21 protein-coding genes are annotated in these 20,670 nt (G+C 74.1%); 15 read left to right on the top strand and 6 right to left on the bottom strand.

Features of this window, described 5'->3' with window-relative positions; all coding sequences use genetic code 11:
- Window positions 1–78: 78 nt before the first annotated feature.
- Entirely contained in the window at window positions 79–426 is a 348-nt protein-coding gene (locus tag ADK41_RS28045; protein WP_063756565.1) for a LysR family transcriptional regulator, read from the top strand.
- Between the two features lie 82 nt (window positions 427–508).
- Here the strand turns inward: ADK41_RS28045 and ADK41_RS28050 are convergent, their stop codons facing one another.
- On the bottom strand, window positions 509–1,084 hold the full coding sequence (locus ADK41_RS28050) for a hypothetical protein (protein ID WP_030830955.1): 576 nt from the start codon (window positions 1,082–1,084) through the stop codon (window positions 509–511).
- Window positions 1,085–1,195: 111 nt separating this feature from the next.
- On the opposite strand from ADK41_RS28050, the gene ADK41_RS28055 reads away from it, so the two are divergent.
- From ADK41_RS28055 to ADK41_RS28065, 3 genes are all read left to right on the top strand, one after another.
- A complete protein-coding gene (locus ADK41_RS28055; RefSeq protein ID WP_030830958.1) occupies window positions 1,196–1,591 on the top strand; it encodes a MerR family transcriptional regulator in 396 nt (131 codons plus the stop codon).
- 106 nt (window positions 1,592–1,697) lie between these two features.
- Entirely contained in the window at window positions 1,698–2,621 is a 924-nt protein-coding gene (locus ADK41_RS28060) for an NADP-dependent oxidoreductase (protein WP_030830961.1), read from the top strand.
- Window positions 2,622–2,724: 103 nt separating this feature from the next.
- Window positions 2,725–2,907: a hypothetical protein gene (locus tag ADK41_RS28065; protein ID WP_234318924.1), complete on the top strand. Its 183-nt coding sequence runs from the start codon at window positions 2,725–2,727 to the stop codon at window positions 2,905–2,907.
- Window positions 2,908–2,913: 6 nt separating this feature from the next.
- On the opposite strand, the gene ADK41_RS28070 is transcribed toward ADK41_RS28065, so the two are convergent.
- Window positions 2,914–3,450 carry a hypothetical protein gene (locus ADK41_RS28070; protein ID WP_030830967.1) on the bottom strand — a complete coding sequence of 179 codons (537 nt, stop codon included), beginning with the start codon at window positions 3,448–3,450 and terminating at the stop codon, window positions 2,914–2,916.
- Window positions 3,451–4,028: 578 nt separating this feature from the next.
- Between ADK41_RS28070 and ADK41_RS28080 the strand changes: the two genes are divergently transcribed.
- The 7 genes from ADK41_RS28080 to ADK41_RS28110 all read left to right on the top strand — a co-directional run bounded on the left by ADK41_RS28080 (window position 4,029) and on the right by ADK41_RS28110 (window position 11,919).
- Entirely contained in the window at window positions 4,029–5,567 is a 1,539-nt protein-coding gene (locus ADK41_RS28080) for an FAD/NAD(P)-binding protein (protein ID WP_051843338.1), read from the top strand.
- A 47-nt stretch (window positions 5,568–5,614) separates the two neighbouring features.
- Complete coding sequence (locus tag ADK41_RS28085; protein WP_051843340.1) at window positions 5,615–6,427, top strand: class II aldolase/adducin family protein; 813 nt, start codon at window positions 5,615–5,617, stop codon at window positions 6,425–6,427.
- A gap of 94 nt (window positions 6,428–6,521) precedes the next feature.
- Window positions 6,522–7,706 carry a chorismate synthase gene (aroC, locus tag ADK41_RS28090; RefSeq protein WP_078662061.1) on the top strand — a complete coding sequence of 395 codons (1,185 nt, stop codon included), beginning with the start codon at window positions 6,522–6,524 and terminating at the stop codon, window positions 7,704–7,706.
- An 8-nt stretch (window positions 7,707–7,714) separates the two neighbouring features.
- Window positions 7,715–8,815 (top strand): 3-dehydroquinate synthase family protein, encoded by a 1,101-nt coding sequence (locus tag ADK41_RS28095; RefSeq protein WP_234318926.1) that lies wholly within the window; start codon window positions 7,715–7,717, stop codon window positions 8,813–8,815.
- Window positions 8,812–10,083 carry an IS701 family transposase gene (locus ADK41_RS28100; RefSeq protein ID WP_051843342.1) on the top strand — a complete coding sequence of 424 codons (1,272 nt, stop codon included), beginning with the start codon at window positions 8,812–8,814 and terminating at the stop codon, window positions 10,081–10,083. The genes ADK41_RS28095 and ADK41_RS28100 overlap by 4 nt, the downstream gene beginning before the upstream one ends.
- Window positions 10,080–11,015 (top strand): transaldolase family protein, encoded by a 936-nt coding sequence (locus ADK41_RS28105; protein ID WP_051843344.1) that lies wholly within the window; start codon window positions 10,080–10,082, stop codon window positions 11,013–11,015. Before ADK41_RS28100 ends, ADK41_RS28105 begins: the two co-directional genes overlap by 4 nt.
- Before the next feature lie 166 nt (window positions 11,016–11,181).
- Complete coding sequence (locus ADK41_RS28110; protein WP_030830992.1) at window positions 11,182–11,919, top strand: SAM-dependent methyltransferase; 738 nt, start codon at window positions 11,182–11,184, stop codon at window positions 11,917–11,919.
- Window positions 11,920–11,983: 64 nt separating this feature from the next.
- Here the strand turns inward: ADK41_RS28110 and ADK41_RS28115 are convergent, their stop codons facing one another.
- Entirely contained in the window at window positions 11,984–12,454 is a 471-nt protein-coding gene (locus tag ADK41_RS28115; RefSeq protein ID WP_051843346.1) for a hypothetical protein, read from the bottom strand.
- Window positions 12,455–12,855: 401 nt separating this feature from the next.
- Between ADK41_RS28115 and ADK41_RS28120 the strand changes: the two genes are divergently transcribed.
- The 4 genes from ADK41_RS28120 to ADK41_RS28135 all read left to right on the top strand — a co-directional run bounded on the left by ADK41_RS28120 (window position 12,856) and on the right by ADK41_RS28135 (window position 19,138).
- Complete coding sequence (locus ADK41_RS28120; protein ID WP_030830995.1) at window positions 12,856–13,794, top strand: helix-turn-helix domain-containing protein; 939 nt, start codon at window positions 12,856–12,858, stop codon at window positions 13,792–13,794.
- Window positions 13,791–17,468 carry an AMP-binding protein gene (locus ADK41_RS28125; protein ID WP_051843349.1) on the top strand — a complete coding sequence of 1,226 codons (3,678 nt, stop codon included), beginning with the start codon at window positions 13,791–13,793 and terminating at the stop codon, window positions 17,466–17,468. The genes ADK41_RS28120 and ADK41_RS28125 overlap by 4 nt, the downstream gene beginning before the upstream one ends.
- 648 nt (window positions 17,469–18,116) lie before the next feature.
- Window positions 18,117–18,671, top strand: a complete 555-nt coding sequence (locus ADK41_RS28130) for a hypothetical protein (protein WP_051843351.1) — start codon at window positions 18,117–18,119, stop codon at window positions 18,669–18,671.
- Window positions 18,668–19,138, top strand: coding sequence for a helix-turn-helix transcriptional regulator (locus ADK41_RS28135; protein WP_030831004.1), 471 nt, complete (start codon window positions 18,668–18,670; stop codon window positions 19,136–19,138). The genes ADK41_RS28130 and ADK41_RS28135 overlap by 4 nt, the downstream gene beginning before the upstream one ends.
- Window positions 19,139–19,394: 256 nt before the next feature.
- Here ADK41_RS28135 and ADK41_RS28140 read toward each other — a convergent pair whose 3' ends face one another.
- The 3 genes from ADK41_RS28140 to ADK41_RS28150 form a co-directional block, all read right to left on the bottom strand.
- Window positions 19,395–19,676 carry a type II toxin-antitoxin system RelE family toxin gene (locus tag ADK41_RS28140; protein ID WP_030831007.1) on the bottom strand — a complete coding sequence of 94 codons (282 nt, stop codon included), beginning with the start codon at window positions 19,674–19,676 and terminating at the stop codon, window positions 19,395–19,397.
- 5 nt (window positions 19,677–19,681) lie between these two features.
- Complete coding sequence (locus tag ADK41_RS28145; RefSeq protein WP_420706774.1) at window positions 19,682–19,972, bottom strand: type II toxin-antitoxin system Phd/YefM family antitoxin; 291 nt, start codon at window positions 19,970–19,972, stop codon at window positions 19,682–19,684.
- Between the two features lie 3 nt (window positions 19,973–19,975).
- The coding region (locus ADK41_RS28150) for a hypothetical protein (protein WP_037804741.1) at window positions 19,976–20,670 on the bottom strand (695 nt) is incomplete at its 5' end.

Consider the following 20,670-nt stretch of genomic DNA (forward strand, 5'->3'; position numbering starts at 1 on the left):
CGATCGGGGTCGAAAAGAAACGGGCACGCTGGTATCTTTGTCTGTCTCAGAAGCGTGGTCGGAGGAAGGGGCCATGTCATGCAGTTCCAACAGTTACGGGCCTTTCGCGAGGTGGCGGCCGAGCTGAGCTTCACGCGGGCCGCCAAGAACCTGCACTACGCCCAGTCGACCGTGACCGCCCAGATCAAGAACCTCGAAGAGGCCCTCGGGACCGAGCTGTTCGACCGCAGCCGGCGCCGGCTGTCCCTGACCGAGGCGGGCGCGCGGCTGCTGCCGCACGCCGAGCGCATCATCGAGATCGCGGAGACGGCCCGGCGCGAGATCATCCTGTCCACGTCGACGGCGCAGCGCCCGCGCGGCGGCCCCCGCCCCCGCGCGACGACCGGACGGCCCCCGGGGCCGGTGAGCGCCGGCCTGCCTTACTGACCTCGGCTCGCCGGCAGTTCCCGCCCCCCGCCGGAGCGGGGGTGTCGGCGAGAACCGTGTCACCAGCCACACATGGTCTCGGTTACTCCTCCACGCGCTCACTCTCCCCCTCCGGGCTCGGCGGCTGCCGCAACGTCCGGATCGCCGCCGCATGGAAGTCGAGCCGTGCCGTGTTGGCCCGGACCGTCACCGGGTTCCACTCATCCCAGTTCGGACAGGTCGCGCCGGCCGACATCTGAACTGTGATCACGTCCCGCATCTCCCGGAAGGCGTCCACCATCGCCTGTACCGCGACGTCGATCTCCTGAGGGCCCAACAACTCCACCCGCTCGAGATCCCTGCGGACCGCGCGCCACGCATCTCCCAGCAGACGGCTCGATTCCTCGGTCGGGTCATCGAGTCGGTCACCTTGCTCATACTCACGCACCCACGGCTCCCACGACTGCTGCAGGCCCTGCAGGGCCTCCATCCACGAGTCCCACGTGTCGACGAACGCCAGGTAGGCCTGCTGGCGTTGCCCGCGTAACCATTGACCGTGTTCGACGGTGGCTTGGTCGGTGGTCTGCCGCCGACCGGCCCTGTAGCCGATGTACGCCACTGCGAGGGCGAAGACGCCGCCCGCCATGGCAGTGAAGACGGTTGCCGCTGTGCCGCTCATGGTGTGCATCCTGCCGACCGGTTGCGGCTGGTGACAGAGTTCTCACCGGCATGACGGCCGTGAGTTCAGCGGCGGTCCGAACCCGGAGCACGCGGGCGTAGGCTCCGAAGGATGCGGATAGGCGAGTTGTCCAAGCGCACGGGCGTGAGTCCGCGCTCACTGCGGTACTACGAAGAGCAGGGCCTGCTGACCAGCTCACGCTCCGACGCGGGGCAGCGTCACTATTCCGATGCCGCGGTCCAGCGCGTGTCACTCATCCGACAGTTGTTCGATGCGGGTATGTCCAGCAGGGTGATCGCGACTGTGCTGCCGTGTGTGGACGTCCCGGATGACCTGGGCGTCGCCGAGGAGACGTTCACGGCGATGATGCGCGAGCGCGACCGGATCGACGCCGACATCGCGCACCTGATCGAGACCCGGGACGCACTCGACGTGCTGATCAGGGCCAACAGCCGGCACCGGACGGAGCTGTCCACGGCCCCGGAACCGGCGGCCCTGTCGGCCTGATGCTGTGATCTGCGTCTCAGCCGGTTGCCCCTCACATCCATGTCAGAGGTGAGGATGGCGACAGCGCCCGGAATCACCGGGCCGGTCGTACGAGAGGCGGCGGAAGATGGGGCAGGCGTGGGGTTTCGGCAGGTATGGCGGGCCCGAGGTGCAGGAGTTCTTCGATCGTCCTGATCCCGTCCCCGGTCGCGGCGAGGTGCTGATCCGGGTCGACGTCGCCGGCGTGAACCCCCTCGACCACCTTCTGCGCTCGGGTCTGGTCGACGGGCTCGACGGCGGGCGTCCGTTTCCCCGTGTGCTGGGCATGGAGGCGGCCGGAACCGTTCTCGCCCGGGGCGAGGACGTCAACGGGCTCGAGGTGGGTGACGCGGTCTTCGGCTTCGCACTCACCGGTGGCGGCACCTACGCCGAGACGACGGTGCTGTCCGCGCCGAACACCGCGCGCATCCCGGAGGGTCTGTCCGCGACCGTGGCGGCAACGCTGCCGGTAGCCGGGACGACCGCGGTGGACGTGCTCGACCAGCTCGGCCTCCCGGCCGGTGCCACGGTCCTGGTCAACGGGGTCGGGGGCGGGGTCGGCCTCGCCGTCGCCCGGCTGGCCGTCGGGCGCGAGCTGCGTGTGATCGGCACCGGGAGTACCGCCAAACGCGAGCACGCCGAGGCCATCGGGGTGGGGTTCATCGACTACACCGCCGAGGACGTCGCCGCCGCGGCACGCGAGCTGGTTCCGGACGGCTTCGACGGGATCGTCGACCTGGCCGGAGGCGCCTCGCTGCGGACGGTCGCTCCGCTGGCCCAGGATCCCCGCAACGTCATCGCCGTGGGTGATATGTCCGTGCCCGATCTCGGTGGGCGTTTCGTCGAGCGTCGCGTCGACCGCGAGAACCTGGAGCGGTCGGCCCGGCTGGCCCTCGACGGACTCCTCGCACCCGTGATCACCGCGGTCCATCCGCTCCCCGACGCCCCGGCCGCCCTCGCCACCGTCGAGAACGGTCACGCCTCGGGCAAGGTCGTCATCAAGGTGGGGTGAGAAGTGCCCGGCCCTCCGACGCTGCCGACCGTCCACTGCGGACCGACGAGAACCCGTGGGCAGCGCGTCATCAACCGAGCACGTACAGGCGTACGCCGCCACCATGCCCGGACCCTGGTGGCGGGAGTGGTGCGCCACTGAGTCGGAGCCCGGCCGCTACGAGGTGAAGGGCAGCGCTTTCACGAGCCCCCTCACGCGCGCGGCTCCTCCCCTGGCGAACGACGCCAACGCCACGATGCGCGACGACGACACCGGCTTCCGATGCGTCAGCACCCCGGCTGAGTGATCCCGCTCAGACCTCCGTCCGGACATGCCCGCAGAGGGGCGCCTTGGACAGCGGGGCGTCCCGCGGATCGATCACCAGCCGGTCATGGACGGTGTCCGCCGTGTTTGACTCCGGCGACCGGCGGCCGCGCCGGTCGCGTTCCCGCCGGGGTGCCCCGGCGGTGATCATGTCGGCGTTGGCGCCGGCCCGCAGGCTGTGCGCCCTCACCTTCCTCCCGGCGATGGAGGGATGACCGGCCCGGTCGGCGAGGAGCTGCACGCTTTCGTTGATCGCGCCGCCCTTCACGGGCTTTCCGCGCCGGGTGGCGTGCGCCCGGGAGGCGAGCCGGCCGGTGGCCGTCAGGGCCCGGAACACCGGCTGAGCCGGAGCGTCGGCGCCGAGCTCCTCGAGCACGGTGAACCAGGCCCGGGCGCGGGCGGCGAGCCGGATGTCATCGCGGTCGGCGATGAACTCGGTCGCGCCTTCGCCCTGTCGGCCCGTTCCTCCCCGCCCGCCGGCCGGCGGGCGTACGCGGAGGGGGCGTCGGGGCGCGTGTTTCCGCAAGGGTCCGTGCGCGGGGCGGCAAATCGTGGATCGGGTTCGTTCCTAGAGTCGTCGGCAGCGGACCGTTCCCGTCACCGCCGGACCTCCGCGTCCGTCTCCCGTGCACTCCGTCCGCGGACCCGGCGCCGCACGTCCCTCACCCGGAGAGGATCGACCATGGGCCAGGCCCCAGCAGCGGATCGGACGGCGGGCGCCGTCGACGCCCCGAGCGGCCCGCGCGCCGTCGTGTGCCCCTTCGCGACCGCGGTGTGCGCCGTCGGCACGCACCGGGGGGAACGGGGCCGCCGGCCCGGCGCGGTGACCGCCGGCTCCCCCGCCCCCGTGCCGCTCGAGCTCTCGCGGGCATGACCGCCACGGGAACGTCCCCCATCGGACCCGGCCTCCGTGCGGGCGGCCCCCGCCAAGGCGACCGGCGCGGAAACGGCCTCTGCGGGAACGGCGCCCGCGACACCCCCGGTCAGGTCCGGCGGCGGCCGTCCGCGGCAAGGGCGGGCCGCCGCCGCGTCCCGCATCCGTGCGGAGCCGGGTTCCCGGCCTCCCCGCCCCGAGCCCTCCGCATACCGATAGGTGACTGACACATGTCCTCTGGAATCTCGATCGGTGTCGTCGGCGGCGGCGCGGCGACCGTCTGCCTGATCGACGCCCTGGCCCGCAGCGAGGGCGACCCGGGCGGCATCACCGTGTTCGAGCCCTCGCCCCACCTGTGGCGCGGCCGGGCCTACCAGGTGGACACCGAGACGCTGCGCGTGAACGCGCCCCCCGACGACATGTCCGTCCGCGCCGGCGACCCCGGCCACTTCGAACGCTGGCTGGAGACCCGCGACCGCGTCACCGGTGTCCGCCAGGGCGTCGACCGGATGTCGGGGGCCCGGTTCGCGCCCCGCCCGGTCTACGGCGCCTACCTGGAGGAGTCCGCGTACGCGGCCCTCGCCGAACTGCGGCGCAAGGGCTGGCGCGTGGACATCATCGGCGAGGCCGTCACCTCCGCCGCCCGGCTGGCCGACCGGGTGCTGCTGCGCACCGGCCCGGGTTCCTCCCGCGCCTTCGACTACGTCGTGCTGTCCGTCGGCGGGGACAGCCCCAAGGACGTCTACGGGCTCGGCGGCACCCCCGGCTTCGTCGGCGACCCCTACCCGGTCTCCGGCGCGCTCGGGGACATCGGCGAGGACGAGCACGTCGCCGTCATCGGCAGCGGTCTGACGGCCGTCGACATCGTGCTGTCGCTGGTCTCCCGGGGCCACCAGGGCCCGATCAGCCTGCTGTCGCGGCGCGGCGTGCTGCCGGGCGTGCGGCAGCGGCCCGTCCACGTGGAGCTGCGCCACCTGACGCCGGACCGGATGCGCGGCACGGCCAAGGGGCGGCGCGAGCTGGCCGTCGAGGACGTCGCCGCGGTGTTGCGGGCGGAGTTCCGCGACGCCGGGGCCGACCTGGACGCCGTCATCCACGAGATCATCCGCGTCGACCTGGAGGACCCGGTCGACCGGTTGCGACGGCAGATCGACGAGGTCGACTCGCCCCGGATGGGCCTGCGCATCCTGCAGCGCGCCGTGCCGGAGACCGGTCCCGACGTGTGGCCGATGCTGCGCGAGGCGGAGAAGATCCAGGTCCTGCGCGCCCACTACCGCACCATCATGAGCCTGTGCTGTCCGATGCCGCCGGGCAGCGCCGCCGTCCTGCTCGAACTGGTCGAGGCGGGACAGTTGGAGATGTTCTCCGGCCTGCTCGACGTCACCCCCGCCGAGGACAGCGGCTTCGACGTGCTCGCGGCCGACGGCACCGCCTTCCGCGCCGACCGGGTGATCAGCGCCGTCAACGCCGCCGAGGGGCGCATCCCCGCCGGCGCGATGCCCCTGGTCACCTCGCTGATCCGGGCCCGCGCGGCCAGCCGCCACCCGCACGGCGGGCTCCAGCTGGCCCGCGCCACCAGCCGGCTCACCAGCAACGGCCGTCCCGACCCGCGTCTGTACGGGCTCGGCAACATCGCCGCCGGAACCCTGTTCTTCACCTTCGGCATCCCCTCCCTCGTCGACCGCAGCCAGGACATCGTCGCCGCGATCCTCGAGCACTCCGCCACCGTGCAGGCCGCCCGCGGCGAGGCCGAACCGGTCGCCGCCTGACGGCCGCCGGACCGGGCACCGCCCTACCAGGAAGGACCCACCCGCACATGAGCACGACCGCCACCGAGCCCCGCCCCGCCCACCTGGCCGACACCGCCACCGGGCTGCCGATCCCCGGCGAGCCGTACTTCGCCACGTACGAGGAGGCCCGCCGCCACCGCAAGCAGAGGCTCACGGCCGCGCTGAGACTGTTCGGCAAGCACGGGTTCGGCGAAGGCATATCCGGCCACATCTCCGTGCGCGACCCCGAGCACCGGGACCGCTTCTGGGTCAACCCCTTCGGCATCTCGTTCAACCGGGTGCGCGTCGCCGACCTGATCTGCGTCGACTCCACCGGACGCGTCGTCAGCGGCCGCCACCCGGTCAACCCCAGCGCCTTCGTGATCCACTCGCAGATCCACGCACTGCACCCGGACGCCACCGCCGCCGCCCACGGCCACACCCCGCACTCCCGGGCCCTGGGCGCGCTCGGCCGGCTCCTGGAACCCGTCGACCAGGAGTCCGCCGCGTTCTACGGCCGCCAGGCGCTCTACGGCGACTACCGGGGCCCCTCCGTCTCGGTGGCCCAGGGCCGCGCCATCGCCGAGAGCCTCGGCGACAACCTCGCCGTCCTGCTGCGCCACCACGGGCTGATCACGGTGGGCGGCTCCCTGGACGAGGCCGTGCACTGGTTCCTCACCTACGACAGCTGCGCCCAGGTGCAGCTGCTCGCCCGGGCCGCGGGCACCCCGCAGACCCTCACCCACGAACAGGCCCTGGCCGCCCGCGAGGGCTTCGGGAACCAGCAGCTGGGCCGGTTCAGCTTCCAGCTGCTGTGGGACGAGATCGTCGCCGAGCAGCCCGACCTGCTCGAGGAGTAGCCGACGCGGCGGGAACACCGGGCCCCCGCGGCGGTGTCCGCCCCTGTCCTCCCGCGCCGGCTCCGGCGCTCCGCACCCCACCGAAGGAAGTGCATTGTCTGCTTTGCGATGGCTCACCGCCGGCGAGTCGCACGGGCCGGCCCTGACCGCCGTGCTCGAGGGACTGCCGGCCGGTGTGCGGACCTCCACCCACGAGGTCGCCGACGCCCTCGCCCGCCGCCGCCTGGGACACGGGCGCGGCGCGCGCATGAAGTTCGAACGCGACGAGGTGGACTTCCTCGGCGGAGTACGGCACGGCCGTACCCTCGGCAGCCCGCTCGCCGTCCGCGTCGGCAACAGCGAGTGGCCCAAGTGGGAGACCGTGATGGCCGCCGACCCGGTCCCCGCCGAGGACCTGGCCGGCCAGGCGCGCAACGCCCCCCTCACCCGCCCCCGCCCCGGCCACGCCGACCTGGCCGGCATGCAGAAGTACGGCTTCGACGACGCCCGGCCGGTCCTGGAGCGGGCCAGCGCCCGCGAGACCGCCGCCCGGGTCGCGCTGGGCAGCATCGCCGAGGCCTTCCTGCGGCAGGCGTACGGGATCGGACTGGCCTGCCACGTCGTGGCGCTCGGCACCCAGCGCTCCGCGTCGACCGCGCTGCCCGGCCCCGAGGACACCGAGCGGCTCGACGCCGACCCCGTGCGCTGCTTCGACGCCACGGCGTCGGCGGCCATGGTCGCCGAGGTCGACCGGGCGCACCGCGCCGGGGACACCCTCGGCGGCGTCGTCGAGGTGCTGGTGCACGGACTGCCGCCGGGTCTCGGCTCGCACGTGCACTGGGACCGCCGGCTGGACGCGCGCCTGGCGGGCGCCCTCATGGGCATCCAGGCCATCAAGGGAGTCGAGTTCGGGGCGGGCTTCGCCCTCGCCGCCGTCCCCGGCTCCGAGGCGCACGACGAGATCGTCCCCGCCGACGACGGCGTACGCCGCGCCAGCGGCCGCTCCGGCGGTGTCGAGGGCGGCATCTCCACGGGCGAACTCCTGCGGGTGCGCGCCGCGATGAAGCCGATCGCCACCGTGCCGCGGGCCCTGGCCACCGTCGACACGGCCACCGGCGAGGCCACCGTGGCACACCACCAGCGTTCCGACGTGTGCGCGGTACCGGCGGCCGCCGTGGTCGCCCAGGCCGTGACCGCCCTGGTGATCGCCGACGCCGCCCTGGAGAAGTTCGGCGGCGACAGCGTGCCGGAGACCGCCCGCAACCACCACGCCTATCTCACCCACCTGGCCGTCAAATGAGGCAGAACGTGACCCTTCCGATCCAGTCGTCCGCCGCGTCCACCACCCTGCTCGCGGCCGGCCCCGCGCCGTACCCCGTCGTCGTCGGCAGCGGCCTGCACGAGCAGGCCGGGCGCATGCTCGGCGAGAACGTACGGCGCGTGGCGATCGTCCACCCCCCGAAGCTGGCCGCGGCCTGCCACCGGATCGCCGGCGACCTCGAACGCCACGGCCGCCACGTGCTGCCGCTGGTGGTGCCGCCCGGCGAGGGGGCCAAGGACGCCGGCGTCCTCGTCTATCTGTGGTCGCAGCTCGCCGAGTCCGGCTTCACCGGCTCCGACGCCGTGGTCGCCCTCGGCGGCGGCGCCACCGCCGACCTCGCCGGTGTCCTCGCCGCCACCTGGCAGGGCGGCATCGGCCTGGTCCTGGCCCCCACCACTCCGGCGGCCATGGTCGACGCCGCGGTCGGCGGCCGCGCCGCCCTCAACATCCCGCAGGGCAAGAACCTGGTCGGCGTCCGCCACCGGCCGGCCGGCGTGGTGTGCGACCTGGACCTGCTGGCCCAGTTGCCGCGCGCCGACTACACCGACGGCCTCGCCGAGGTCGTCAAGGCGGGCCTGATCGGCGATCCCGCCCTCCTCGACCTGATCGAGGACGACCCGCGGGCGGCCGCCGACCCGGCGGACGAGCGGTCCCGGGAGCTGATCGAGGGCGCGATGCGCGCGAAGGCCGCCGTGGTCGCGGGCGCCCCGCCGGCCGAGGGCCCGTGGGAGTTCCTCGACTACGGCCACCCGCTCGCCCACGCCGTCGAACACGCGGAGAACTACCGCGTCGGGCACGGCCGCGCCGTGTCCATCGGCATGGTGTTCGCCGCCGAACTCGCCCGCGAGGCGGGGCGGCTGGACGCCGAGCACGTGGCGCGGCACCGGGACCTGCTGGAGTCGCTGGGCCTGCCGACGTCCTACCCCCGCTACGCCTGGGAGCGGCTGCGCACCGCGTTCGCCGCCGACGGCACGGCCCACGGGACCCGGCTCAGGTTCGTCGTCCTGGACGCGCCGGGCCGCCCCGGTCTGCTGGAGGACCCCGCGGCCGGGCTGCTGGACGCCGCCTACGGCCGGGTCGGCAGGTGAACGGGCCCGCGGCCGCCCTGCGGGACACCGGCGCCCGACCCGGCGCCGGTCCGGACGGCCTCCCCCGCACCGGCCTCGGGGCGGCCGCGGGCACCGACCCCGAAACCGAGGTGCTCGCCGGCCTCTCCCACGGGGTCCTGCACCCCCTCGCCCGCCGCGACCAGCGACGCAGCGGCGAGCTGTACCTGCGCGGGCTGCTCACGGCGAGCGGGCGCAAGACCATCCGCAACATCGCCTCGCACACCGGGGTGCCGGCCGACGCCCAGCGGCTGCACCACTTCATCAGCGACTCGACCTGGAGCTGGGCCCCGGTGCGCGCCGCGCTCGCCCGCCACATGGGCGCGCTCGCACCGCCCCGCGCCTGGGTCGTGCGCACCACGACCATGCCCCGCACCGGACACGGCGGGGTGGGGGCCGACCACGTCGCCGACCCGCACACGGGACGCTCCCGCACCGCGCAGCGGGCCGTCGGGCTGTGGGCCGCCTCCGAGTGCGGCGGCTACCCGGTCGACTGGCACCTGCGGCTCGGCCCCCGCTGGCTGGGCGACGCCCGCCTGCGCGAGCAGGCCGGCATCCCCGCCGGCACGGTCGCCCTGGACCCCCTCGAGGCGGGTCTCGAGATGGTCCTCGACTCCGCCCGCACCGCGGGGGCGCCCCACCGCCCGGTCCTCCTGGACGCCCGGCAGGCCTCGGCCGGCCGGGTCGCCGCCCTGCTCGGCGCCGAGGACTTCCCCTACGTCCTGCGCATCAGCGCCTCGCAGCTGCTGACCCCCCTCACCGCCGACGGCCGCGCCACCGGCCGGGTGATCACCGCCCGGCAGCTGGCGGGCGGCCTGCCGCCGCGCCGCTTCAGCCGCGTACGCGCCCCCGACCCCTGGGCGGGCCACCACGAGGTCGCCCGGGTGCCGTGCCGGACGGCCGACACCCCGCCCGGGCCGCAGCGCCGACAGCTGCTGCTGGCCCAGAAGGACCTGCTCAGCCCGCTGCACACCGCCTTCTGGCTCACGGACCTGACCGCCTGGCCCACCGGCGCCCTGGTCCAGCTGGCCGCCACCTCGGCGCAGGTCGCCCGGGACGCGGCCGGGACCGGCCGCCGTACCGGCCTGTACGACTTCGAGGGCCGCACCTTCGCCGGCTGGCACCGCCACATCACGCTCGCCTCGACCGCCCACGCCGCCGCCCTGCTGCTCCTCTCCCGGAACCACGGCGGCCCCCGCCGGCCGACATCCCCCGCCGACCGGCGGCCGCGCCCCAAGGAGGCACCATGACCGCAGCGCTGCTCACCGCGTCCGCCGCCCGGGACGCGACGGCCGACAGGCCGCTCGACGGGCTGCTGCACGCCCACGGCGCGGACGGCACGGCGGTGGCGTACCCCGGGTACGACGCCCACCTGCGCGCGCTGGCCCGGCGGGGACGCCCGGCCGCCGAGGCGCTCGCCGAACTGGTCGTCCACGGCGCGCGCCGGGCCGCCGACCGGCTGCGGCCCCGCTACGAGGCCTCCGGCCGCGCCGACGGCCACGTCTGCGCCGCCGTCCCCACCGCCCTGGCCCACTCCTCCGGCGCCACCGAGGCGGGTGCGCGCGCCCTGCACGAAGCCGTCGGCCGGCCCAACCTGATGATCCGCGTCCCGGCCACCGACCCGGGGCTGGAGGTGATCACCGCGTGCCTGTCCGAGGGCATCGGGGTGCACGCCGTGTCCGTCGCCTCCCTGGAGCGGTACGCCCGCCTCGTCGACGCCGTCCTGACCGGGCTGGAGCGCGCCGCGGCCGGCGGCCTCGCCCCGGCCGCCGTCCCGTCGGCCGTCTCCCTCACGACCGCGGGACTGGACGAGCCGGGAGCGGCCCCGGTCCGGCCGGCGGGCCTGGCGGCCGCCACCGTCCACCTGGCGCGCCGGATGCGCGAGGAGGTCCACGACTCGCGGCGCTGGCGCGCGCTCGCCGGGCAGGGCGCCCGCCCGCACCGGCTGATGTCCGACACACCGCCCGGGACGCACGGCCACGACGACGCGAGCGCCTGGCGGACCCTCGACGCGCTGCCCGCGTACGGCCTCTGCTACCGCGGGCTGACCGCCGCCGCGGAGGCGGCCGACCTGGCCCGCTCCGCCCGCCGGCAACACCGGACGGCCCGCCTCGTCGGGACCGCCCTGCGCGGAGCCGCGGAAGAGCTCCACCGCCGGTCCTCTCCTCACCCGAGCGGGTGAGGAGAGGACCGCACCTCCCTTGGGTCCCGATGCCCGCACCGGAGCCGACTCAAGGAAGGCATGTCATCCGTGCCGTGTGCGGAACCGGTCGAATCCGGCTTCCGGCCCGGGGCGCCCCGCCGGAAATCAGGTGCGTGCGCATCGCCGGGCGTGTCAGGCTCCGCCGGTGGACCGTGAACAGATCTCCCGGCATGCCCATGCGGATCATCCGATCGCAGCCCCGCTCGACGACGACTCGGTGCGCCGGCTGCTGGAACGTGGTCTGTCACGCGGTGACGAGCGCGTACTCGACCTCGGCTGCGGCGGCGGAGAGTGGCTCCTGCGGGCCCTGACCATGCATCCGCGGCTGCGGGCCGAGGGCGTCGACATCTCCGGGAGCTCGCTGGCGCACGCGCGTCAGGCCGCGCGGCGGCTCGGCGTGGAGGACCGCCTGGCACTCCACCCTCAGGACGCTGCGCGTTTCGCCGCCTCCCACGCCTTCGACCTGGTGCTCTGCGTGGGAGCCACGCATGCCTTCGGCGGCCTGCTCCCCACCCTCGCGGCGGCGCGTGGACATCTGGCTCCCGGGGGGCACGTTCTGGTCGGTGACGGATTCTGGGACCGCGCCCCCTCTCCCGAGGCTGTCGAGCTGCTCGGGGAGCTCACCGACCTGCCGACCACGCTGAGCCGGGTCGTCGCGGACGGGTGGACGCCCGTCCAGGGGCACATCAGCACCCGACGGGAGCTCGACGCCTACGAGTGGGCCTGGACGGGGTCGCTGGCCTCCTGGGCCCTGGACCACCCCACCGATCCGGACAGCGCCCAGGCGCTCGAGGCAGCCGCCACCCACCGCGACCAATGGCTGCGGATCTACCGGGACGTGCTGGGCTTCGTCTGCCTCGTCCTGCGTCCGACGAGAGACTGACCTCGGTGCGGGGTCGGCCGGCCAGGTCGGCGATCCTGCCGGCAGCCCGAGGACGCGACGTGTGTCATCGCGTCTTCCGGCTGCCGCGTTCGGCCTCGGCGAGCTCGTTCACCGGGGCCGCGGTGGTGGTGCGGCGGACCGACAGGACGGCCCCGGCGATCGCCGTACCGACCCCGATCAGCAGACGGGTCCTGCCCGTGCCGCCGTCACCTGTCAGGACCAGGGGCGGCCCTCCTGAACCCGGACGGGGTTCTTCAGCCCGCCGATGATCCCGGGTGAGACGTGCGGGTTCCCGAACCGGAAGTCCTCCGGCCGCTTCGGTCGGGGAAAGCGGCCGGCCCGGATCGGCCGCCGCCGGCGGCGGAGCTCCTCGGTCGCCGCGCTCCGGCCGCAGCAGGTCCAGCGGGGACTGCTCGCAGGTCGGCTGTTCGCGGCGGGCGCTGGTGGCCACCTCGACGAACCACTCGCGCAGGGCCGACGGCCGCAGGCCCCGGCGGAGTGCGTCGATCGCGGCGTCCTCCGGGTCGCCTGGCACCTCCCCCCGATGCCGCCGGCCCGCTCCCGCCACGCCTCCGTCCGCTCCCTGGAGAGGTGCGCCCGCCCGGCGTGGACACGGTCGCCCGACACGCAGCGGAGCGCGACCCCGCTGAACGTCACCGGGCGTGACACCGCTCGTGTGCGGCTGCGGCCGGTGACAGCGTTCTTGCCGGTGCCCCGACCGCGCGAGCGCGTACGGGCCGGTGCGGGCCGTGCCGTCCGGTTCTCGTCCCCTCGCCGTGGCTCGGATCGATCGAACATGTGTCGGCTTGCACGTCATCGAAGCCTCCGATATTGCTACGATACCAGCATGCGGGTATGTTTCCCTGAGGGTGAGGTGACGGCGCACCCACGGGGGTGGCCGGTTCCGTCCCGTACGCACGGATGGAGGCTGATGCGGTGCCACGCATCGACGAGTTGAAGCCGACGCACGCCTTAGCCGGGCCCCTTCCCGTCGGCCGCAACGGAGTGCAGATCGTCAGGGGGCACGACGAGCCGATCGACGGGACCGCGCGGACCCACCAGTTCGGTGGGGTGCGGGTGGCTCTGGTCAAGTGCGACGGCCCGAGGGAACTGATCCGGCCGGCCCGGCAGATCGACGCGCGCACGGCGGGCTGCCTGCGCGTGGTACGGCCGCTGACCGGCACGGTCTGGGTGTTCCAGGACGGCCGGCACGGGATCGTCCGCGCCCCCAACCTCGTCTGCTTCGACAGCACCCGCCCCTACAAGGTGGTCATGCCGGAGAACTTCCGCCTGGTCGACATCATGGTGACGCACCGTCTGGTGGGCCTGACCGCCCACGACGCCGAACCCCTGACGGCCCGGCCGTGGTCCGGCGCCGAAGGGCTCGCCGCCCTGCTGTCCTCCCTGCTCGACGGGCTCGGCCGGCACGGCAGGGAGGTGGAGACCGCGGTCGACCTGCTCGGCGGCAGCGTCGCGGGGCTGACCGCCGCGCTCTTCGCGGAGCGCATGCGCGAGGTCGCCGAGGACCCGCAGATCGCCCGGCAGACGCTGATGCTGAACATCCAGACCTATGTGCGCGAGCGGCTGGCCGACCCCGGTCTGAGCCCGGTGACGATCGCCCGCGAGCACAACGTCTCCCTGCGCTACCTGCAGAAGATCTTCCAGGAGCACGGCATCAGCCCCGCCCGCTGGATACGCGACGAACGGCTGTCCCGCTGCCGCAGCGAACTCGCCGACGCCTCCCTGAACCACCTGCCCGTCGCACTCATCGGGGAGCGGGCCGGACTCTACGGGGCGTCCCACTTCAGCCGGCTCTTCCGCGACCGCTACGGCATCACGCCCCGCGAGTACCGCAGGGAGCGTGGTGGTTCATGACCGACGCCGGCCTCTCCCTGCTCGACGGCGGTCCCGCCCCGCGGCCGGAGTGCGCCACGCTCGGCAACGCGCTCGTACGGGCCGCGCTCACCTCCGTATCCGGAGGCCTGTGCTTCGTCGGCTCCGACGGCGGCGAGACCCACTGGAGCTACGCGCGTCTCCTCGAGGAGGCGGCCCGGACGCTCGGCGGGATGCGGGAGGCCGGGGTCCGCCCCGGGGAACGGGTCGTCCTGCACATCGCCGACGAACCCGAGCTGCTGACCGTGTTCTGGGCGTGCGCGCTGGGCGGGTTCGTCCCGCTGCTCGTCGGCACCGGCGCCGACCGCGCCGCCGGGCCCGGCCTGCTGCACGCGGTGTGGGAGCGCCACGGCCGCCCCCGCGTCGTCACCGGCCGGGATCAGCGGGTCCTCGCGACCACCCGGACGCACTCCGGCTGGGCCAGGGCCTGGCTCGGCCACCCGCACCACCTGCGCGCCGCCACCCCCGACCACCACCGGCACCCGGCCCGCCCCGACGACCTCGCGGCCCTGCTGCTCACCTCGGGCTCCACCGGCGCGCCCAGGGCCGTGATGCTCACCCACCGCAACATCCTCAGCCGCAGCGTCGCCACCGCCCACGCCAACGGCCTCGGCGGCGCGACCCGCACCGTCAACTGGATGCCGCTGGACCACGCCGGCGGACTGCTGCTGTTCCACGTGCGGGACGTCTACCTCGGCGCCCACCAGGTGCACGCCCGGCGGGACTGGGTCCTCGCCGACCCGCTGCGCTGGCTCACCCTGGTCGACCGGCACCGGGCCTGCACCACCTGGGCGCCCAACTTCGCCTTCTCGCTCGTCAACGACCAGGCGCACCGGCTCGCCGGCCGGACCTGGGACCTGAGCCGCCTGCGCTACCTCATGAACGGCGGCGAGGCCGTGCACGCCTCCGTGGTCCGGCGCTTCATGGAACTGCTCGCCCCCTTCCGCCTGCCCGGGGACGCGATGTTCCCCGGCTGGGGGATGTCCGAGACCGCGGCGGGCGTCGTCGACTGCCGGCTGTCCGACCTGGACACCGGGGACGACCGCTACGTGCCCGCCGGACGGCCCCACCCGGGCACCGCCGTGCGCTGCGTCGACGACCGCGGCGCACCGGTCCCCGTCGGCACCGTGGGACACCTCCAGGTGAGCGGCCCCTCGGTCACCGGCGGCTACCTCGACGACGCCGAGCACACCCGCCGCGCCTTCACCACGGACGGCTGGTTCCGCACCGGGGACCTGGCGTTCGTCGAGGACGGCGTCCTCACCGTCACCGGTCGCGCCGACGACCTGATCGAGTGCGGCGGCGTGCGCTGCCACAGCCACGAGATCGAGGCCGCGGTGGAGGAGCTGGACTTCGTCACCCCGTCCCACACCGTGGCCTGCCCGGTCACCGGCCCCGCCGGCGACGAGCTCGCCGTCTTCTACCACCCGCGTCCCGGCACCGCGCCGGACGAGGCGGAAGCCGCCGTCCGCGCCCGGGTCGCCGACCGTCTCGGACTGTCCGTGGCCCGTGTGGTCCCGGTGGACGCCCGGGACGTCCCCAGGACCGGCATCGGCAAGCTCCGCAGGACCCGGCTACGGCAGTGGTACGAGGCACGGCACGCCCGGACCGACCCCACACCCACGGACCGGCACCCCACTGCCGTCGTCAGCGAGGGGCCCGCAGCGCGGGCAGGAAAGGAAAAGGACGTCATGACAGACACGGCACGCACCGCCGCCGACGGCGGTGCGCTGCGGATCGGGGTGCTCGGCCCGCTGGACATCCGCTCGCAGGACGAGGACCGCACGCCCACCGCGCCGATGGCCCGGCGCGCCCTGGCGATGCTGCTGCTCAACGCCAACCGCCTGGTGTCCACCTCGGCCCTGATCGAAGAGCTCTGGGAGACCGAACCGCCGCGCCTGGCCCGCAAGACCGTCCAGACGTACGTCTACCAGATGCGCAAGGCGCTGCGCTGCCCCGGGGATCCGGACGAGCGCGTGCGGACCGGCCCCGGCGGCTACCGGATCGAGCTCCGGCCGGGGGAACTGGACCTGTGGGAGTTCGAGCACGGGGTCGTGCGCGCCCGCACCGCGCTGAGCGAAGGGGACCCGCGCACCGCCGCGACACTGCTGCGCCAGGCGCTCGCGCTGTGGCGCGGCGAGCCGTTCGCCGGGCTGGAGACGGGCATGCTGCTCGGTGCGCAGATCGCGCAGATCGCCGACTCCCGGCTCAGCGCGCTGGAGCTGCGCATCACCGCCGACCTGCAGCTCGGCCGCCACCGCGCTCTGGTGGGAGAACTGCGGCAGCTCACCGCGGACCACCCGCTCAACGAGGAGTTCGTCGCCCAGCTGATGCTCGCCGCGCACCGGTCGGGGCAGCGCGCCACCGCCCTGGAGGCGTTCGCGCGGCTGCGCCGCCGGCTCGTCGACGACCTGGGCATCGAACCGGGCGAGCGGCTCCAGCGGCTCCAGCAGGACGTACTGAACGAGGCGCTCCCCGGACCGGAGGCCGCGTCCGTCGTGGCGCCGCCCCCCGCACAGACGTCGGCCGCCGCCCCCGCCCCCGAGCCCGCACGGCCCGTCCACGGCCGACTGCCCCTGGACGCCCCGGACTTCACCGGCCGCGCCCGGGAGCTGGCCGAACTGACCGCCCTGACGGGCGAGGGCGGGGACGGAACACCACCGGGGGCGCACGGCTCGGGCCCGCGGGTCGTGGTGGTGCTGGGCCCGGTCGGAGTGGGCAAGACCGCGCTCGCCGTGCACGGGGCGCACCGGCTGGCCGGGGACTTCCCCGACGGGGTGCTGCACGCCCGGCTGCACGGCGTCGACGACCGCCCCCGTGCGGCGGCCTCCGTGCTGCGCGGGCTGCTGCGGGACTGCGGCACGGGCCTGGCGGAGTTGCCCGACGACACCGACGAACTCGCCGGGATGTTCCGGGCGTTCAGCGCCGGGCGGTCCCTGCTGGTGCTGCTGGACGACGCCGCCGGCACCGACCAGGTGCTGCCGCTGCTGCCGGCCGACGGCGCGAGTCTGGTACTCGTGACCTCCCGGGTCCGCCTGCCCGGCCTGCCCGGCGCCCGGACGCTGTCGCTGGGACCGCTGTCGGCCCCGGACGCGGCAGCCTTCTTCGCGGGCGTCGCCGGGCCCGAGCGCATGACCGGCGGGCCCGGCGCCGTGGGCGAGGTGACGGAGCTGATGGGCCACTACCCCCTCACCCTGCGCGCCGTGGGCGAGAAGTTCGCGGCCCGCCCGATGTGGACGCTTCCCGACCTGGCTCTCGGGCTGATGCACGACGGCCGCCTGGCGGCGGAACTGCACGACGAGGCCTGTGACGTGCTGGCCCGGGCGTCGGCCGCCGTCGCCCGGCTGCCCGTGTCGCTGCGCCGGGCGCTGGTCCTGCTGGCGTCGACCGGGGCGGACTCCTTCGACATGGACGAGGCGGGGCGGGTGCTGGCCGGCGACACCTGGGCCGTGCAGTCCCTGATGGGCCGGCTGCTCGACCACCATGTGGTGGTGCGGGTGGACCGGCCCGACCCGTCGGCCCTCGTCCTCCGGTTGCCGGACCTGATCCGGATGTCCTTGCCCTCCCCCGACGACGCGGAACTCCGCGTCCTCCCGGGCACCGACCGCGCACTCGGCGGCCGCTCCGTGGCCGGGGTCCTGACCTCCACCGGCTGAACCCCCTCACGAACGGCACACCCCGGCCCCGTCACCCCGGGCCGGGGTCCACCGGGGCAGGCGTAGGCGCTGTCCCCGGGTGAGGATCCTGCCGTCCTGCCGTCCTGCCGGAGAACGGCGGCGGCCCTCACGGTGGAGCCGTCCACCCGACGGGCCCGCCGTCCCGCCCCTGGAAGAACCGGGGAGCCCGTGGGAACAGCAACCACCGAAAGCCGGCCACAGCGATACGGGCAGCCGGACGGTCGGGCGCGCGTGTGCCTCGGGCAACCACGATGGGCATCAGCCACGCTTCCCGTCGCCGATCGCCCCGCACCCCGGATCACCGTCCGGTCCGACTCACGCGGTGGGACCACCCCGAGGACCGGAGCGCTTGCGCGAGGACCGCAGGGCCTCCCCCACGGCGCCGCACGCGCCCACGGACCCGCGCCCTTTCTTTAAAGATAGCGGCGACTCTCTGACCTGCGACGATGCAGGAGTTTTGTGCACCCTGGGTGCACAACTTGGGTGTCCTGGACCCTGGAAGTTGTGCAGCTGCACGCACAACTTGGTCATGGCAAGGGCCGCTCTCCGATCCGCGCGTGAAACCAAAAGTTGAATGATTCGTTAGGCATGTCGCTTACAAGGAAAGCTGGAAAAAGGAGCAGGTCAGTGCCCCCGTCGAGGCGTAGCGTCGCTGTCCCTGGACCACGGAGGGCGGTTCGGCTGTCACGTGTCGCTTATCCGTCGCGCAACGTCCTGGAAGACCAGTCGCGCACGCTGCTCAAGGCACTCGAGAAGATCAGCCGGAACGGCGGCACGATCGTTGCCGACCCGCCTCGGAAGGGCTACGCCTTCCCCGGCGGCAAGCACCTCGCCCTGTCCACGGAGATCCACGAGAACCTGTGGCGGTTCAAGCTGAGCCCGATGGCCCGTGATCTCCTCGACCACATAGTGGCCACGCATGACGAGGACGGACTGGTACGGGCAACCCAGCAGGGCCTCGGCGCGCACTTCCAGTGCCATCGCTCGAAGATCAGCCGGGCCATGAAGATGCTCGACACGCACAACTTCGCCTGGAAGCACATGCAAGGCCAGTACCAGCTGAATCCCTGCTACGCCTACCGGTGGGGAAGCCGCAAGCAGCACGCCCTGGCCGCGAGGATCACGGACGTCCTCAAGGCCCGGACGATTCAGCTGCCCCTGTCCGAGACGAGGAACCGATGACAGGCGCACCTCTGGTTCACAATCCTGCGATCTGGGAGCACCTCCCGAACGCCAGGCTCAGGAGCACGGCGCGCGACGTGTTCGACATCCTCACCGCCCGGCAGTGCCCCGGCGGCGCGGTCCGGATCACCCAAGCGGAACTGTCCGAGCGCCTGGGGATCAGCCAGGCCGCCGTGTCCCGCGCCGTCGGCGAGTTGAAGGACGTCGGCATCCTGGAGGGCCGCACGAGGCGCGGCGCGCTGCGCATCCACCCACTGCTGGCCGGCTACGAGTCGGAGGCTCACATGATCAACAGCATCTCCGACCCGGACACGTACCTGTGGCCCCTGCGGTACGAGTCGGGGGTGCGGCCGCCGCGCCGGTCCGACCCCAGGGCGGGCACGATGTTCGACCCGGACCCCGACCCCGACGGCGGCGAGGACGCGCCCCTGCCCGAGGCACTGCCGACGCTCCGGCTCGCGGGCTGACGCTTCGCAGTGGCCCGGGGCCGGCGTCCCGGACAACCCCGGGGCCGGCTGGTCACCGTCGCCTCCCGCAAGCCGGTGGACCAGCTCCGCAGCGGCAGCGCCCCCGAACACCGCCGCCTGAGCACCCGCGCCCACCGCCTGGAGGCCCGTGTGTCACCCCTACGGCGGGTTGCCCATGGGGGGCGGACAACCGTGTCGCGGCTGTCGGGGGCGGCCTCCGGGCAGTCCGGTGCGGACCGCGCGAGTCGCTGACGCTTCAGGGGACCTGGCGGTAGACCTCCCACCGGTTGCCCACGGTCAGGACCCACACGACGAGCCGACCGTCCTCGACGGTGTGGACGACCCGGTAGTCACCGACCCTGAGCCGCCACCGGGCGTTGTGCCCTCGCAGGGCCTTCACGTCGAACGCCGCCGTGTCCCCGGCGTCCATCGCCTTCTGGAGTTCGGTCAGGCGGTACAGGACGCGCAGGGCATCAGAGCGCGGGATCTTGAGCATGTCCCGCTGGGCGTGCGGGGTGAAGCGCGTGACGTACCCCATGCGGATCAGCGCTGCTGGTCGCGGAGCAGGGCGGCCATCTCTTCGAGCGAGACCGACCCGTCGGCGCCTTCGGACTCGACTTCGTCGGCCAGCCGGTTGAGCCATTCCTCTTCGGCGTCCTCGGCGAGTTGGCGCAACCGCTGGTACTCCTGGATGTCGATCACGACGGCTTCCTGCTTGCCGCGCCGCGTGATGATCGTCGGCGTTTCCTCACGGCGGGCGCGGTCGATGACATCGGCGAGGTGGCTGCGGACCTCGGCCATGGATTCCACTACCGGCTCACTCACGTCACGCATGTATCAGACGTACATCACAAGGGGCGGGACCACGGACGGTGGCGAGTTGAGGCAGCGGCGGCAGAGGATTTCGTCGCCGGCCGGACGGAAGAGCGTCGCCTGTACGTGGTCGCCCTCGCATTCGCGGAGGGCGGCGAGACGGCTGGACGGACGTGCGGGGGCCGGGCGTTCGGCAGCAGAGGCAGTACCGGGGTCGGGCACAGGTGGCACGTCGCGGAGCAGGTAGCGCAGGAGGCCGCCGGGGCGGTGGACGGGGGTGCCGTCGTCGGGGAGGCCGCGCAGGATGTGCGTGCGGATGGCGGTGGGGGTGTGGCCGGCGGTGAGCCAGTGGGAGACGAGGCGGGCGAGTTCGTCGTGCATGCCCCGGGGGATGCGGCGCAGGTCGGGGGAGAGGTGCGGGAGGGCGGCGACGAGGGCGCGGGCGGTTTCGGGGACCTCGGTCGTCTCCGGTGCGGGCTCCGGGTCCGGGCCCGACTCCGGCTGGGCGGGATGGTGGGAGGTGTTTTCCCCTGGGTCTTTCCTTGGATAGCCGTCGGCGGGCGGAGGGGTCGGGGCACCGACGGCCGGAATGCGGGGACTCGGGGCGACCTGCGGTGACGCGTCGGCGGAGGGGGTGTGGCCGGGCATCCGGGCGAGGATCTTGGCGGCCTCGGCGGCGTTCAACGGCACGTTGGAGACGAGCTGTTGGGTCACCCAGT

Origin of the sequence: Streptomyces caelestis, assembly GCF_001279005.1 — a bacterium.
Taxonomy (GTDB): domain Bacteria; phylum Actinomycetota; class Actinomycetes; order Streptomycetales; family Streptomycetaceae; genus Streptomyces; species Streptomyces heliomycini.

What these genes read in the sequence shown, in the direction of transcription:
- ADK41_RS28145 (WP_420706774.1), bottom strand. Translation starts at nt 19,972, where the DNA reads ATGCGTGACGTGAGTGAGCCGGTAGTGGAATCCATGGCCGAGGTCCGC.
- ADK41_RS28125 (WP_051843349.1), top strand. Translation starts at nt 13,791, where the DNA reads ATGACCGACGCCGGCCTCTCCCTGCTCGACGGCGGTCCCGCCCCGCGG.
- ADK41_RS28140 (WP_030831007.1), bottom strand. Translation starts at nt 19,676, where the DNA reads ATGGGGTACGTCACGCGCTTCACCCCGCACGCCCAGCGGGACATGCTC.
- ADK41_RS28065 (WP_234318924.1), top strand. Translation starts at nt 2,725, where the DNA reads ATGCCCGGACCCTGGTGGCGGGAGTGGTGCGCCACTGAGTCGGAGCCC.
- ADK41_RS28135 (WP_030831004.1), top strand. Translation starts at nt 18,668, where the DNA reads ATGACAGGCGCACCTCTGGTTCACAATCCTGCGATCTGGGAGCACCTC.
- ADK41_RS28060 (WP_030830961.1), top strand. Translation starts at nt 1,698, where the DNA reads ATGGGGCAGGCGTGGGGTTTCGGCAGGTATGGCGGGCCCGAGGTGCAG.
- ADK41_RS28080 (WP_051843338.1), top strand. Translation starts at nt 4,029, where the DNA reads ATGTCCTCTGGAATCTCGATCGGTGTCGTCGGCGGCGGCGCGGCGACC.
- ADK41_RS28055 (WP_030830958.1), top strand. Translation starts at nt 1,196, where the DNA reads ATGCGGATAGGCGAGTTGTCCAAGCGCACGGGCGTGAGTCCGCGCTCA.
- ADK41_RS28085 (WP_051843340.1), top strand. Translation starts at nt 5,615, where the DNA reads ATGAGCACGACCGCCACCGAGCCCCGCCCCGCCCACCTGGCCGACACC.
- ADK41_RS28045 (WP_063756565.1), top strand. Translation starts at nt 79, where the DNA reads ATGCAGTTCCAACAGTTACGGGCCTTTCGCGAGGTGGCGGCCGAGCTG.
- ADK41_RS28050 (WP_030830955.1), bottom strand. Translation starts at nt 1,084, where the DNA reads ATGAGCGGCACAGCGGCAACCGTCTTCACTGCCATGGCGGGCGGCGTC.
- ADK41_RS28105 (WP_051843344.1), top strand. Translation starts at nt 10,080, where the DNA reads ATGACCGCAGCGCTGCTCACCGCGTCCGCCGCCCGGGACGCGACGGCC.